General features: G+C 73.7%; 12 protein-coding genes. 10 read left to right on the top strand and 2 right to left on the bottom strand.

Features of this window, described 5'->3' with window-relative positions; genetic code table 11:
* Nucleotides 1-55 precede the first annotated feature (55 nt).
* Nucleotides 56-742: a response regulator transcription factor gene (locus tag ABZ862_RS22665; protein WP_360960784.1), complete on the top strand. Its 687-nt coding sequence runs from the start codon at nt 56-58 to the stop codon at nt 740-742.
* A gap of 9 nt (nt 743-751) precedes the next feature.
* Nucleotides 752-2,149 (top strand): HAMP domain-containing sensor histidine kinase, encoded by a 1,398-nt coding sequence (locus ABZ862_RS22660; protein WP_360960782.1) that lies wholly within the window; start codon nt 752-754, stop codon nt 2,147-2,149.
* A 12-nt stretch (nt 2,150-2,161) separates the two neighbouring features.
* Here ABZ862_RS22660 and ABZ862_RS22655 read toward each other — a convergent pair whose 3' ends face one another.
* Nucleotides 2,162-3,172 (bottom strand): TAXI family TRAP transporter solute-binding subunit, encoded by a 1,011-nt coding sequence (locus ABZ862_RS22655; RefSeq protein WP_360960780.1) that lies wholly within the window; start codon nt 3,170-3,172, stop codon nt 2,162-2,164.
* Nucleotides 3,173-3,402: 230 nt separating this feature from the next.
* Between ABZ862_RS22655 and ABZ862_RS22650 the strand changes: the two genes are divergently transcribed.
* From ABZ862_RS22650 to ABZ862_RS22640, 3 genes are all read left to right on the top strand, one after another.
* On the top strand, nt 3,403-3,819 hold the full coding sequence (locus ABZ862_RS22650; RefSeq protein ID WP_360960778.1) for a MazG nucleotide pyrophosphohydrolase domain-containing protein: 417 nt from the start codon (nt 3,403-3,405) through the stop codon (nt 3,817-3,819).
* Between the two features lie 54 nt (nt 3,820-3,873).
* A complete protein-coding gene (gene miaB, locus ABZ862_RS22645) occupies nt 3,874-5,403 on the top strand; it encodes a tRNA (N6-isopentenyl adenosine(37)-C2)-methylthiotransferase MiaB (protein WP_360960776.1) in 1,530 nt (509 codons plus the stop codon).
* A gap of 159 nt (nt 5,404-5,562) precedes the next feature.
* Entirely contained in the window at nt 5,563-6,288 is a 726-nt protein-coding gene (locus tag ABZ862_RS22640) for a class III extradiol dioxygenase subunit B-like domain-containing protein (RefSeq protein WP_360960774.1), read from the top strand.
* 157 nt (nt 6,289-6,445) lie between these two features.
* Here the strand turns inward: ABZ862_RS22640 and ABZ862_RS22635 are convergent, their stop codons facing one another.
* On the bottom strand, nt 6,446-6,715 hold the full coding sequence (locus ABZ862_RS22635) for an antitoxin (protein ID WP_360960772.1): 270 nt from the start codon (nt 6,713-6,715) through the stop codon (nt 6,446-6,448).
* 169 nt (nt 6,716-6,884) lie between these two features.
* On the opposite strand from ABZ862_RS22635, the gene miaA reads away from it, so the two are divergent.
* The 5 genes from miaA (at nt 6,885) to ABZ862_RS22610 (ending at nt 13,805) form a co-directional block, all read left to right on the top strand.
* Nucleotides 6,885-7,823, top strand: a complete 939-nt coding sequence (gene miaA / locus ABZ862_RS22630) for a tRNA (adenosine(37)-N6)-dimethylallyltransferase MiaA (protein WP_360960770.1) — start codon at nt 6,885-6,887, stop codon at nt 7,821-7,823.
* A gap of 108 nt (nt 7,824-7,931) precedes the next feature.
* Nucleotides 7,932-8,435, top strand: coding sequence for a hypothetical protein (locus ABZ862_RS22625; RefSeq protein ID WP_360960850.1), 504 nt, complete (start codon nt 7,932-7,934; stop codon nt 8,433-8,435).
* A 110-nt stretch (nt 8,436-8,545) separates the two neighbouring features.
* Nucleotides 8,546-9,415 (top strand): diaminopimelate epimerase, encoded by an 870-nt coding sequence (dapF, locus tag ABZ862_RS22620; RefSeq protein ID WP_360960769.1) that lies wholly within the window; start codon nt 8,546-8,548, stop codon nt 9,413-9,415.
* A 310-nt stretch (nt 9,416-9,725) separates the two neighbouring features.
* Nucleotides 9,726-12,053, top strand: a complete 2,328-nt coding sequence (locus tag ABZ862_RS22615) for an HD domain-containing protein (protein ID WP_360960767.1) — start codon at nt 9,726-9,728, stop codon at nt 12,051-12,053.
* 99 nt (nt 12,054-12,152) lie between these two features.
* Nucleotides 12,153-13,805, top strand: coding sequence for a M1 family metallopeptidase (locus ABZ862_RS22610; RefSeq protein ID WP_360960765.1), 1,653 nt, complete (start codon nt 12,153-12,155; stop codon nt 13,803-13,805).
* Nucleotides 13,806-13,818: the final 13 nt, after the last annotated feature.

The raw sequence follows: 13,818 nt of genomic DNA, 5'->3' as shown, positions 1-13,818 counted from the left end.
GTGTCTGCGTTCTACTCATCGAAACCGTACGAACGTTGAACCGGAGGGGGCCGGGATGAGACTTCTCCTCGTCGAGGACGACAACCACGTCGCCGCCGCTCTGTCCGCGATCCTGCGGCGGCACGGTTTCGACGTCACGCACGCCCGCAGCGGCGAGGAGGCACTCAGGGCACTCGTCCCGGAAGGCCCCGGCTTCGGCGTCGTACTCCTGGACCTCGGCCTCCCCGACCAGGACGGCTACGAGGTGTGCGGCAAGATCCGCAAGCGCACCGCCACCCCGGTCATCATGGTGACCGCCCGCGCCGACGTGCGCTCCCGCATCCACGGCCTCCATCTCGGAGCCGACGACTACGTGGTGAAGCCCTACGACACCGGCGAACTCCTCGCCCGGATCCACGCCGTCAGCAGGCGTACCGTCCACGAGGACGGGTCGGGCGGCGGCGACAGCGCGCTGCGCCTCGGCGCCGTGCTCATCGAACTGCCCAACCGCCAGGTCAGCGTGCACGGTTCGGTCGTCCAGCTCACCCGCAAGGAGTTCGACCTCCTGGCGCTGCTCGCCCAGCGTCCCGGCGTCGTCTTCCGCCGGGAGCAGATCATCAGCGAGGTGTGGCGCACCAGTTGGGAGGGCACCGGGCGCACCCTGGAGGTGCATGTGGCCTCCCTGCGGGCCAAGTTGCGCATGCCGGCGCTGATCGAGACCGTGCGAGGCGTCGGTTACCGGCTCGTCGCCCCGGCCGCGTAGCGTGGACGGGTGCGCACCCGGCTTCTCCCTCTGCTCATCGTCCTGATGGCGGCCGTCCTGCTCGCGCTCGGCTTCCCGCTCGCCGTCAGCCTCGCCTCGGCGCAGCAGCAGAAGGTGGTCGTCGACCGCATCGACGATACGGCGCGTTTCGCCGCGCTCGCCCAGTTCGTCACCGACGCCTGCGGCACCGGCCGGCCTCCCGGGGACAGCCGCCTGGAGACCCTCAGCAGCGAACTCGGCAGCTACGACGACGTCTACGGCATCCGGGCCGGTGTGTTCTGCCGTACCGGCACCCCCATGGCGCAGGCGCCGTCGGCCTGGCTGCTGCCCCGCGGGGGCGAGGTGCGCGACGCGTTCGCCGAGGCGCTGCTCAGCCGCCGCAGCCACGACCCGCGGCAGGTGTGGCCGTGGCAGCGGACCCGTCTCGTCGTCGCCTCGCCGGTCATCCGGGACGGCGACGTCGTGGCGGTCGTCGTCACCGACTCGCCGACCGGGCCGATGCGTTCGCGGATCCTGCACGGCTGGCTGCTCATCGGCGCGGGGGAGTTCGCCGCGATGCTCCTCGCGGTGGGCGCCGCGCTGCGGCTGACCGGCTGGGTGCTCAAGCCGGTGCGTGTCCTGGACGCCACCACGCACGACATCGCCACCGGCCGGCTGAAGTCCCGGGTCGCCGTGGCGAGCGGGCCTCCGGAACTACGGCGCCTGGCACGGTCGTTCAACGAGATGGCGGGCAACGTCGAGGATGTCCTGGAACAGCAGCGGGCCTTCGTCGCCGACGCGTCGCACCAGTTGCGCAACCCGCTCGCCGCGCTGCTGCTGCGGATCGAACTGCTCGCCCTGGAACTGCCCGAGGGCAACGAGGAGATCGCCTCGGTGCGCACCGAGGGCAAGCGCCTGGCGCAGGTCCTGGACGATCTGCTCGACCTGGCGCTCGCCGAGCACACCGAGGCGGACCTCAGGGTGACCGACATCGGCGCGCTGGCCGCGGAACGCGTCGCGGCGTGGTCACCGGTCGCCGACGCGAAGGGCGTACGGCTCGTGGGGAAGTGCCCGCCCACCACGGCCTGGGCCGACCCCGTCACCCTGTCCAGCGCCCTGGACGCGGTGATCGACAACGCGGTGAAGTTCGCGCCGCAGGACGGTCGCGTGGAGGTCTTGGTGGCCGCCGAGGGCGCGGTGTCCACGGTGGTCGTCACCGACACCGGGCCCGGCCTCACCGAGGAGGAACTCGCGCGCGTGGGCGACCGGTTCTGGCGCAGCGGCCGCCATCAGAACGTCAAGGGTTCCGGCCTGGGTCTGTCCATCTCCCGGACCCTGCTGGCGGCGGGCGGAAGTTCGATCGTATACGGACGTCATGAGCCGCACGGGCTGAAAGTCACGGTGCGGGTGCCGCGGAACGGGACCTGAGGACGGACGCCTTCACGGCTTCACCGAGCGGTAGTAGCGCCGGGCGCCCTCGTGGAGGGTCAGCGGGTCGGTGTAGATGGCGGTGCGCAGATCGACCAGCTGCGCGGAGTGGACGCGTTCGCCGATGCCGTCGCGGCTCTTGATGACGGTACGGGTCACCCATTCGGTGAGCCGGGGATCCATGTCGGCGCGCGTCATCAGCAGGTTGGAGACGGCGATGGTGGCCACGGTCCGGCCGTTCTGGACACGGGGGTAGGCCGATTCGGGCATGGTGGCGGCGCGGTAGTAGCGGGTGGCGTCGCTCGCCGAGTGGAGCCTGGCGACCAGGGCCGCGCTGATCGGCACGAACCGGAAGGCGAACTTCCCGGCCAGCTCCTGCAGTCCGCCGGTCGGCAGACCGCCCGACCAGAAGAACGCGTCGATCTTCCCGGTCCGCAGCCGGTCCGGACCGGTGTCGATGCCGTCGGCCTCCGGCACGATGTCCGTGGCGGGATCGACACCGGCCGCGTCCAGGACCCGGTTCGCGATCAGCCGTACGCCCGAGTCGGCCGGCCCGATCGCCACCCGCCTGCCGCGCAGGTCCGCGATCGAGCGGACGGGGGAGCCGCGCGGCACGATCACCTGGACGTAGTCGTCGTAGAGACGGGCGACACCGCGCAGCCGGGCGGCGCCGGGCCCGTGGCCGAGCTCGTACGTCTCCACCGCGTCGGCGGCGGCGATGGTGAAGTCGGCCTTGCCGGCCGCCACGCGCGCGACGTTCTCCTGCGAACCGTCGCTGGTCTCCAGCTTCACCGTCAACCCCGGCATGTCCCTGCCGAGTTCGGTGCGCAGCAGTTCGCCGTACTCCTGGTAGACGCCGCGCTGTGTGCCCGTGCTGAAGGTGATCGTCCCGCCCGGCGGCCCCTCGCGCAGGGGCAGCAGCCACCACAGCAGCAGCCCGAGGACGACGAGGGCGGCGGCCGCGGACCACAGGACACGGCGCCTGCCGGGGCGCGGGGACAGGCCGGGCGACAGCAGCGACATGCGCGCGATCCTGCCAGCCCGGCCGCGGTGGTGACCAGGGCGGGCGGGGCGCCAGGAGGCCGCACGGTACGGGGCGGGCCGCGCCGGGGCCGCGTGGGCTGCCGGGCCACAGGGGCCGCCGGGGCCGCGGGGGCGGCTGAGGCCGGGACGGGGCCGCACCGGGTTCCTCGGGCCGCCGGGGCGCCCGCTCTGCCGCCCGGATCGCCGGTGGCGGTCGGTACAGTCGCCGCATGAGCACATCGCCCGCCGAACTGGTCCGTGCGTTCCACCTGGCCTTCGGTCTGGACGCCCGGGAGACCCCCACCGAGGTCCCGCCCGCCCTCGCGGCGCACCGCGGCGAACTCCTCGCGGAGGAGGCCGCGGAGGTGGCCGAGGTGTCGGTCGGCGCCCCGCTCGACAGACTCGCCCACGAACTGGCCGACGTGGTCTACGTCGCGTACGGCACGGCCCTGGTCCACGGCATCGACCTGGACGCGGTGATCGCCGAGATCCACCGCTCCAACATGACCAAGCTGGGTCCCGGCGGCCAGGTCGCCCGCCGGGCCGACGGCAAGGTGCTCAAGGGCGAGCACTACGAGGCCCCGGACGTGGGGGCGGTGCTGCGCGGCCAGGGGTGGACACCCGGCGAGGCCCGCGATCCGGCCTGAACCCCGGCTGAATCCCGGGGCGGGGGCTCCCCGGTGACCACCTACCCTTGAGGCATGACCAGCAGCAGCGACCGGAGCCTCGCAGTGGACGTCCCCGCACCCAAGAGCTACGAGATCCGCACCTACGGGTGTCAGATGAACGTCCATGATTCCGAGCGTCTGTCCGGGCTGCTGGAGGAGGCCGGGTACGTGCGGGCTCCGGAGGGGGCCGACGGCGACGCCGATGTCGTCGTCTTCAACACCTGCGCCGTGCGGGAGAACGCCGACAACCGGCTCTACGGCAACCTCGGCCGGCTCGCGCCCAGGAAGGCGGCCCGGCCCGGGATGCAGATCGCGGTCGGCGGCTGTCTCGCGCAGAAGGACCGCGACACCATCGTGAAGAAGGCGCCCTGGGTGGACGTCGTCTTCGGCACGCACAACATCGGCAGGCTGCCCGTGCTGCTGGAGCGTGCCCGCGTCCGGGAGGAGGCGCAGGTCGAGATCGCCGAGTCCCTCGAGGCGTTCCCCTCCACCCTGCCCACCCGGCGCGAGAGCGCCTACGCGGCCTGGGTGTCGATCTCCGTCGGCTGCAACAACACCTGCACCTTCTGCATCGTCCCGGCCCTGCGCGGCAAGGAGAAGGACCGCCGCACCGGCGACATCCTCGCCGAGATCGAGGCCCTGGTGGCCGAAGGCGTCAGCGAGATCACCCTGCTCGGGCAGAACGTCAACGCCTACGGCTCCGACATCGGCGACCGCGAGGCGTTCGGCAAGCTGCTGCGGGCCTGCGGCACCGTCGACGGCCTCGAGCGGGTCCGTTTCACCTCCCCGCACCCGCGCGACTTCACCGACGACGTCATCGCCGCCATGGCCGAGACGCCGAACGTCATGCCGCAGCTCCACATGCCGCTCCAGTCCGGCTCGGACACCGTTCTCAGGGCGATGCGCCGCTCCTACCGCCAGGAGCGCTACCTCGGGATCATCGAGAAGGTCCGCGCCGCCATCCCGCACGCCGCGATCACCACCGACATCATCGTGGGCTTCCCCGGCGAGACCGAGGAGGACTTCGAGCAGACGATGCACACGGTGCGTGAGGCGCGTTTCGCCCAGGCGTTCACCTTCCAGTACTCCAAGCGGCCCGGCACCCCCGCCGCCACCATGGAGGACCAGATCCCCAAGGAGGTCGTCCAGGCGCGCTACGAGCGCCTCGTCGCCCTCCAGGAGGAGATCTCCTGGGAGGAGAACAAGAAGCAGGTCGGGCGCACCCTGGAGCTGATGGTCGCCGAGGGCGAGGGCCGCAAGGACGGTGCCACCCGGCGGCTGTCCGGGCGCGCCCCCGACAACCGTCTCGTGCACTTCACCAAGCCCGGACAGGACGTGCGCCCCGGCGACGTCGTCACCGTCGAGATCACCTACGCCGCCCCGCACCACCTCCTCGCCGAGGGTGCCGTCCTCGGTGTGCGCCGCACCCGCGCGGGCGACGCCTGGGAGAAGCGCAACGCCGACGACGCGGCCAAGCCCGCCGGGGTCATGCTCGGTCTGCCGACGATCGGCGCACCGGCCCCCCTGCCGGTCGCCTCGGGCAGCGGCTGCGGCTGCGACTGACCCGGCGGCAGGCCCGGGCTGCGGACACCCGGCGGACGCCGACAGGGCTGCGGACGCCGGTGGAGCCGCGGGAAGGCTCCGGCGGGGTCCGGGCGCCCGATGGCCCCGGTCCCGCCCCTGACTGACGCGCGGCCGCCCTGCGGCGTTACCCTGCCGATCATGCTGGTCGCCGCTGCCGTCTGCCCCTGCCCGCCGCTGCTCGTGCCCGAGGTCGCCGCCGGTGCCGCGCCCGAACTGGACGCCGCGCGTGACGCGTGCGCGGACGCGCTGGGCGTGCTCGCCGCGGCGAGGCCCGACCGGCTCGTGGTCGTCGGCCCCGTCGCCGGGCCCGCCGGCGTGAGCGGGCACGGGGCGTACCCGCAGGGCGCCCGTGGTTCCTTCCGCGGCTTCGGTGTCGGTCTCGACGTACGGCTGGGGCACGCCGAGGACGACGGGGACGGACCCCGGCTGCCCGCCTCCCTGGCCGTCGCCGCGTGGCTGCTGGAGCGCGCCGGCTGGGCCGACGCGCCGATCGAGGGCCGGGCGGTCGGGGAGGGACTCGCGCCCGCCGCGTGCGCGGCGGTGGGGCGTGAGACCGGGGCACTGGCCGGGCGGGTCGCCCTGCTCGTGATGGGCGACGGGAGCGCCTGCCGGACCCTGAAGGCGCCCGGCTATCTGGACGAGCGGGCCGCGCCCTTCGACGCCGCGGTGGCGAGGGCGCTGGCGACGGCCGACACGGCCGCCCTGACGGCCCTGGACGCCCCGTCGGCGTCCGCGCTCAAGGTCTCCGGGCGGGCGCCCTGGCAGGTCCTCGCGGGCGCGGCCGAGGACGCGGACCTCACGGGCTCGCTGCTCTACGAGGACGCGCCCTACGGGGTCGGATACATGGTCGCGGTCTGGTCCTGAGCCCGCCCTCCCCGCCCCGAGCGCGTGCTGCCCCGGCCGCCACCCCGGGCCTCACCGGCCCCCGGTGACGGCCCACGGGCCCTGCCGTCGGGTTCTGACGGGGCGCCTGTCCTGCGGTCTGCCCGGCTGGGAGCGGCTGGGAGCGGTCAGGAGCGGTTCACGAGCGGGGCGGCGACCCCTCCGGTCCCGTCCCGTCGGAGCGGCCGGTCCCGGCGCCGCCCCGCTGCGCGAGGCGGTCCATGGCGTCCTTGGCCCTGCCGGTACCCGCCCGGATCCTGCCGCTGTACCTGTGCCCGGTCCGGTCGTCGACGGCCTTCGCGGCTCTGTCGAGGCCGTGCCCGACCGTCCCGCCGTGGTGCTGCGCGAGGTCCGACACCTTGTCCCTGGCCGGACCGAGCCTGCCCTTCAGACTGTCCAGAAGACCCATGGTCCACCTTCCCCCGGCTCGCACGAGCCGGCTCCGGCGGCACGGGCGGGAACATACACGCCCATGTCGGTCTTCCACGCTACCCGCGCGGACGCGTCCCCGCGTCGCCCGAACGGCTGACCGCATAACTCGTTCGAGGAGGGGGCCGGAGGTTTGGGAGACTGTGAAAGTGAGCATCGCAGCCCCCGCCCCCCGAGTCATCGCCGTCGTCGGCCCCACCGCCGCAGGAAAGTCGGACCTGGGCGTCTTCCTCGCCCAGCAGCTCGGCGGGGAGGTCGTCAACGCCGACTCCATGCAGCTGTACCGGGGGATGGACGTCGGCACGGCGAAGCTGACACCGGACGAACGCGGCGGCATCCCGCACCACCTCCTCGACATCTGGGACGTGACCGTCACGGCCTCCGTCGCCGAGTACCAGCGCCTCGCGCGCGGACGCATCGACGCCCTCCTCGCCGACGGCCGCTGGCCCGTCCTCGTCGGCGGCTCCGGCCTCTACGTCCGCGGCGCCGTCGACCACCTCGAGTTCCCCGGCACCGACCCCGGTGTGCGGGCCCGTCTGGAGGAGGAACTCCAGCTGCGCGGTTCGGGCGCGTTGCACGCCCGCCTGGCCGCCGCCGACCCGGAGGCGGCGCGCGCCATCCTGCCGAGCAACGGGCGCCGTATCGTGCGCGCCCTCGAGGTGATCGAGATCACCGGCAAGCCCTTCACCGCCAACCTCCCCGGCCACGACTCCGTCTACGACACCCTCCAGATCGGTGTCGACGTGGCGCGCCCCGAGCTGGACGCCCGCATCGCGCGCCGTGTCGACCGAATGTGGGACGCCGGGCTGGTCGACGAGGTACGCGCGCTGGAGGCGCGGGGACTGCGCGAGGGGCGCACGGCGTCGCGCGCGCTGGGCTACCAGCAGGTGCTCGCCGCGCTCGCCGGTGAGTGCACCGACGACGAGGCGCGCGCGGAGACCGTGCGGGCCACCAAACGCTTCGCGCGCCGCCAGGATTCATGGTTCAGGCGCGACCCGCGGGTGCACTGGTTGAGTGGGGCCGCGGTCGACCGCACGGAACTTCCGCAGCTCGCGCTGGCATTGGTCGAACGACCGGTCACAGCCTGATCACGTGATGGCATCGGGATGCTCCGGCCGCCATCGCGGCCTCCGGCACCGTGCCATCATCGACCTTCGATCGACCGAGTTGAGTCCTAGTTGGGAGGGCGCGTGGCGATGGAGGCCGGCCCTCGCGACACCGCACAAGGCACCGAGAACGTCACCACCGATCCCGGTGGTCCGGACCCGGACGAGGACCGTCTGAGCTCCGACGGCCCCGACGAGACCGAGGGCGGTGTGACCGCCGACGGCCCGGACCCGGACGACGAGCTGTTCACCGGCCCGGAGGTCGAGGTCGAGCTGCGCCCGCAGCGCCGGCTGCGTCTGTGGCAGCTCGCGCCCATCGTCGGGCTGGCCGCGGTCGGCTCGCTGATGTTCGCCTTCCCGCTGGCCTTCGACTTCGGTGACAGCGGCGCCGTGATCGCCATGCTGGGGCTGCTGATCTGCTCCTGTGCGGCCGGCTGGGGGATGACGGCCGCACTCCGTGTCGGCCACACCTGGCCCGGTTTCCCGCCGCGCGGTTCCGGCCGCCGCCCCGACTGGCGTGTCGTGCTCGGCTACGTGGTCGTGGTCGCCGTCGTCGTGGTCCTCGCCGTGTGGCGCGTGGCCCGGCTGCGCTGACGGCCGTACCGCGCGCGGGCCGCCCCCGGACGTCCAGGGCGCGCGGGGCGCACGGAGGCGGCCTCCGCGGCCCGCACGGCACTGCCGGGGCCGCACCGTACGATCGAGGAATGAGCACGCGGATCGCCTTCCTCAAGGGACACGGGACCGAGAACGACTTCGTGATCGTCCCGGACCCCGAGAACGCCATCGACCTGTCCCCGGCCGCCGTGGCCGCCCTGTGCGACCGCCGGGCCGGCATCGGAGGGGACGGCGTGCTCCACGTCGTGCGTTCCGCGGCGCATCCGGACGCCGCGGGCATGGCGGCCGAGGCCGAGTGGTTCATGGACTACCGCAACGGTGACGGCTCCGTCGCGGAGATGTGCGGCAACGGCGTGCGGGTGTTCGCCCGCTACCTCCAGCACGCCGGGTACGCCACCGAGGGCGACCTCGCCGTGGCCACGCGCGGCGGGGTGAAGGCCGTGCACATCGCCAAGGACGGCGACATCACCGTCCGGATGGGCAGGGCGCGGCTGCCCGGAGGGGACGTCACGGTGAGCGTCGGCGGGCGCAGCTGGCCCGCGCGGAACGTCGACATGGGCAACCCCCACGCGGTGGCCTTCGTCGACGACCTCGCGCACGCCGGTGATCTGCTCTCCCCGCCGCCCTTCAGCCCGGCCACCGCCTATCCGGACGGGGTGAACGTGGAGTTCGTCGTCGACCGGGGCCCGCGGCACGTCGCCCTGCGGGTGCACGAGCGCGGCGCCGGTGAGACCCGCTCGTGCGGCACCGGCGCGTGCGCCGTCGCCGTCGCCGCGGCGCGCCGGGACGGGGCCGACCCGGCCGGGACCGGCACCCCGGTGACGTACACCGTGGACGTCCCCGGCGGACGCCTCGTGATCACCGAGCTGCCCGACGGCGAGATCGAGATGACCGGCCCCGCGGTGCTGGTCGCCGAGGGCACGGTCGATCGCGACCTGCTCGCCGGGGCCGTCGGCTGACCGCTCTTGGGGGACGGCCGCCCGGTCCGAGTGGGCCGGATCACACGTGTCGCCGGTCCGCCGGTCCCGGCCCGCCCGCTCGCCGGGACCCGGTGCCACGACTCACCGCAGGTCAGGCGGCGGCAACCGTAAACCTTGAAAACGTCGCTCGTAAGGGTGATCCGTTTCACGCTCGGCGGGAGGCGGTAAATCCGGCGTGCCGGGCTCGGTAGCATCAAGCACCGGCCCGGACGGGGGATCCGTCGCCATCCCCTGAGCCGCGTCCGCCATGGGGCACCCCGTCCGCCGGTCGACGCAGCCGGAGGTGCCCATGAGTGCGGAGGCCACGAATCCTGCGAGCCCAGGTCCTGTGACGGCCACAGCCGCCGCGGAGCCGCCCGCGGCGCCACGCAGGAGGACCCGTCCCCGGATCGACCTGCGCCGGCTGGGCCGGGCCGCGCTGCTCGGCACCACCTCCCGTGACCGGCTGCCCGACGCGATCGGCCATGTCGCCGACGCCCACCGCGCCCACCACCCCGACGCCGACCTCGAGCCGCTGCGGCACGCCTATGTGCTGGCCGAGTCCTCGCACCGCGGCCAGATGCGCAAGAGCGGCGAGCCGTACATCACGCACCCGCTCGCCGTCACCCTCATCCTCGCCGAACTCGGCGCGGAGACGACGACGTTGACGGCCGCGCTGCTGCACGACACCGTCGAGGACACGGACGTGACGCTCGATCAGGTGGGTGAACAGTTCGGTGAGGAGGTGCGCTACCTCGTCGACGGCGTCACCAAACTGGAGAAGGTCGACTACGGCGCGGCGGCCGAGCCCGAGACCTTCCGCAAGATGCTCGTCGCCACCGGCGACGACGTCCGCGTGATGTCGATCAAACTCGCCGACCGGCTGCACAACATGCGCACCCTCGGCGTGATGCGCCCCGAGAAACAGGCCCGCATCGCCAAGGTCACCCGTGACGTCCTCATCCCGCTCGCCGAGCGCCTCGGCGTCCAGGCGCTCAAGACCGAGCTGGAGGACCTGGTCTTCGCGATCCTCCACCCCGAGGAGCACGCGCGCACCCGCGAGATGATCGCCGGCAACGCGGCCCGCCCGGACGACCCGCTGGCCGAGACCACCGAAGAGGTCCGCGCGGTCCTGCGCGACGCGAACATCCCCGCCGAAGTCCTGATCCGCCCCCGGCACTTCGTGTCCGTGCACCGTGTCGCGCGCAAACGCGGGCAGCTGCGCGGCGCCGACTTCGGACGCCTGCTGGTGCTGGTCAACGAGGACGCGGACTGCTACGCCGTCCTCGGCGAACTGCACACCTGCATGACGCCGGTCGTCTCGGAGTTCAAGGACTTCATCGCCGTACCCAAGTTCAACCTGTACCAGTCCCTGCACACGGCGGTCGCCCGCGCCGACGGCCAGGTCGTCGAAGTCCTCATCCGCACCCACCAGATGCACCAGGTCGCCGAGGCCGGGGTCGTCGCTCTCGGCAACCCCTACACCCCCCATCCCGGGGAGCAGCCCGGACCGTCCGCACCGTCCGGACCGGCCGCGCGTCCCGAAGCCACCGACGACCCCACGGCGGCCGACGGCGAGCGTGCCGACCCCACCCGCCCGGGCTGGCTCTCCCGCCTCCTCGAATGGCAGCGCGGCGCGCCCGACCCCGACACCTTCTGGTCCACGCTCCGCGAGGACCTCGCCCAGGACCGCGAGATCGCCGTCTTCCGGCCCGACGGCGGCGCACTCACCCTGCCCGAGGGCTCCACCTGTGTGGACGCCGCCTACGCGCAGTACGGCGAGGACGCGCACGCCTGCATCGGCGCGAGCGTCAACGGCCGCCTGGCGACCCTCAGCACCGTCCTGAAGGACGGCGACACCGTGCAGCTCCTCATGGGCCAGGACCCGGCCTCCGAGCCGTCCAGGGAGTGGCTGGAGCACGCGCACACCCCGGCCGCGCGGATCGCCATCCAGCGCTGGCTCGCGGCCCATCCCACGGACGGCGACGGCAAGGACGGCGAAGACGCCAAGGACGGCGACCGGGCCGCAGGCGGCGACGGGCCCGGGGAGAGACCCGGCAGGCGCGGAAGAGCCGGTGCCGGAGCACGGACCGGGCGTTCCGCGCCGGCGGGCACGGGCCGCCCGGACTCCGGTCCGGCCGCGGCCGACCGCCCCGGCGCGGCGTCCGGCGCCACCGTCACCGCGACCATCGGCGCCGCCGTGGACCGGGCCGGCGCGACCGTACGCCTCGCCGGCTGCTGCACGCCCGTACCGCCCGACGAGGTCACCGGGTTCGCCGTGCGCGGGGGAGTGGTGACCGTGCACCGGGTGGAGTGTCCCGTGGTCGCGCGGATGAAGAGCGGGGGCCGCCCCGAGGTCGGTGTCCGCTGGGGCGACACCACCGAGTGCCGGGTCACGCTGATTGCCGAATCGTTCGGCCGCCCCGGACTGCTCGCCGACCTGACCGAGGTGATCGCCATGGAGGGCGTCGCCATCGTCTCGGCGACCGTGGGGGCGCCCAACCAGCAGCAGGTGCGGCACACCTACACCCTCCAGCTGCCCGACGCGGCCCACCTCCCGGCCCTGATGCGCGCCATGCGCGGCGTGCCCGGCGTGTACGACGTGAGCCGCGCCCGCCCGCAGACGGCGGGCGCCTGAGCCGCACCCGGCATCTCCTCGCGTCCCCGGATCCCCCGTCGGAGTGGGCCGGTCGCGCGCCGCCGCGGCACCGCACGCGCGCACTGGTAGCGGTGGTCCATGCCGCTGACCCCCCGATCCAGTCCTCGATCCAGCCCCCGATCCGGTCCTCGATCCGGATTCCGGTCCCGCGCCGGATCGCGTTCCCGTTCCCGGTACTCCCGCCGCTCCCGGCCGGTCCGCCGGTTGCGCGCCGCGCTGCTCGCCCCGGCCGTGGCCGTCTGTCTCCTGGCCGCGAGCGCCCTGCCGGTTCCCGCGGGTGTCGGCGACCGGCTCTACCCGTCGCTGGGCAACCCCGGCTACGACGTGGTGTCGTACGACCTCTCGTTCACGTACTCCGGCAGCAACAGCGAGCCGCTCCAGGCGGTCACGACGATCGACGCCTGGACGACGGCCCGGCTCGACCGGTTCGACCTGGACTTCGCGCACGGCGAGGTGCAGTCGGTCGTGGTCGACGGCAGACCCGCCGCGTTCACCCGTGCGGGCGACGAGCTGGTGGTCACGCCGGAGCGGCCGCTGCCGCAGGGCGGCTGGACGCGGATCACCGTGCGCCACACCAGCGACCCGAGGCCCCCCGAGGGCCGGGACGGCGGCTGGGTGCGGACGGCGGACGGTCTGGTGACCGCCAACCAGGCCGACGCCGCCCACCTGGTGTTCCCGTGCAGCGACCACCCCTCCGACAAGGCGATGTTCACCGTTCACGTGACCGCGCCGGACGGCTACACCGCCGTGGCCAACGGTCTCCCGGCCGGGACCGGGCGGACCGCCGGGGGCACGACATGGACGTACCGGACCCGGCACCCGATGGCCACGGAGCTGGCGCAGATCTCCGTCGGGCACTCGGCGGTGGTCCGCCGCACCGGCCCCCACGGGCTGCCCGTACGCGACGTCGTGCCGACCGCCGACCGTAAGGCGCTCGAGCCGTGGCTCGCCAGGACCCCCGGCCAGATCGCCTGGCTGGAGAGCAAGGTCGGCCCGTATCCCTTCGAGACGTACGGCCTGCTCATGGCGCGGGCCTCCACCGGGTTCGAACTCGAGACGCAGACGCTCTCCCTCTTCGAGGAGGACCTGTTCACCGAGCCCGCCTACCCGGCGTGGGCCGTCGAGGCGGTCATGGTGCACGAGCTGTCCCACCAGTGGTTCGGCGACAGTGTCAGCCCGCGCACCTGGTCCGACGTCTGGCTGAACGAGGGACACGCCACCTGGTACGAGGAGCTCTACGCCGAGGAGAAGGCGCACAAGCCCATGGCGACCAGGATGAAGGCCGCCTACGCCCTCTCCGACGGCTGGCGCGAGGCGGACGGGCCGCCGGCCGCGCCCCGGCCGCCCGCGCCCGGACACAAGATCGGCATCTTCCGGGCCGATGTCTACGACGGCGCCGCCCTCGCCCTCTACGCGCTCCGCGAGGAGATCGGCCGGCCGGCCTTCGAGCTCCTGGAACGCCGCTGGGTGCGCGAGCACGCGGACGGCACGGCGACGACGGCGGACTTCGTACGCCTGGCATCGGCCGTCGCCGGGCGCGACCTGGGAGGTTTCCTCGGGGCGTGGCTCTACGGCGCGAAGACCCCGCCGATGCCCGGCCACCCGGACTGGACCTCCTCGCCGGGCGGCACGTCCTCGCCGGGCAGGACACCGTCCTCCGGTTCCGGCGGGAGCACCCGTGGACGCACCGGTGGACGAACCGGGGACCCGGTCGCGGTGTCCGGGGGATAAGGCCGTGACGGGA

Origin of the sequence: Streptomyces sp. NPDC047000 (assembly GCF_040644295.1) — a bacterium.
Lineage (GTDB): Bacteria > Actinomycetota > Actinomycetes > Streptomycetales > Streptomycetaceae > Streptomyces.
Note: the sequence above shows the minus strand (reverse complement) of the source record. Positions and strands in the feature narration are given on the sequence as shown.

Excerpts from the sequence above, each read along its gene's own strand:
- ABZ862_RS22665 (WP_360960784.1), top strand. The coding sequence starts at position 56 with ATGAGACTTCTCCTCGTCGAGGACGACAACCACGTCGCCGCCGCTCTG.
- ABZ862_RS22655 (WP_360960780.1), bottom strand. The coding sequence starts at position 3,172 with ATGTCGCTGCTGTCGCCCGGCCTGTCCCCGCGCCCCGGCAGGCGCCGT.
- ABZ862_RS22650 (WP_360960778.1), top strand. The coding sequence starts at position 3,403 with ATGAGCACATCGCCCGCCGAACTGGTCCGTGCGTTCCACCTGGCCTTC.
- miaB (WP_360960776.1), top strand. The coding sequence starts at position 3,874 with ATGACCAGCAGCAGCGACCGGAGCCTCGCAGTGGACGTCCCCGCACCC.
- ABZ862_RS22640 (WP_360960774.1), top strand. The coding sequence starts at position 5,563 with ATGCTGGTCGCCGCTGCCGTCTGCCCCTGCCCGCCGCTGCTCGTGCCC.
- ABZ862_RS22635 (WP_360960772.1), bottom strand. The coding sequence starts at position 6,715 with ATGGGTCTTCTGGACAGTCTGAAGGGCAGGCTCGGTCCGGCCAGGGAC.
- ABZ862_RS22625 (WP_360960850.1), top strand. The coding sequence starts at position 7,932 with ATGGAGGCCGGCCCTCGCGACACCGCACAAGGCACCGAGAACGTCACC.
- dapF (WP_360960769.1), top strand. The coding sequence starts at position 8,546 with ATGAGCACGCGGATCGCCTTCCTCAAGGGACACGGGACCGAGAACGAC.
- ABZ862_RS22615 (WP_360960767.1), top strand. The coding sequence starts at position 9,726 with ATGAGTGCGGAGGCCACGAATCCTGCGAGCCCAGGTCCTGTGACGGCC.
- ABZ862_RS22610 (WP_360960765.1), top strand. The coding sequence starts at position 12,153 with ATGCCGCTGACCCCCCGATCCAGTCCTCGATCCAGCCCCCGATCCGGT.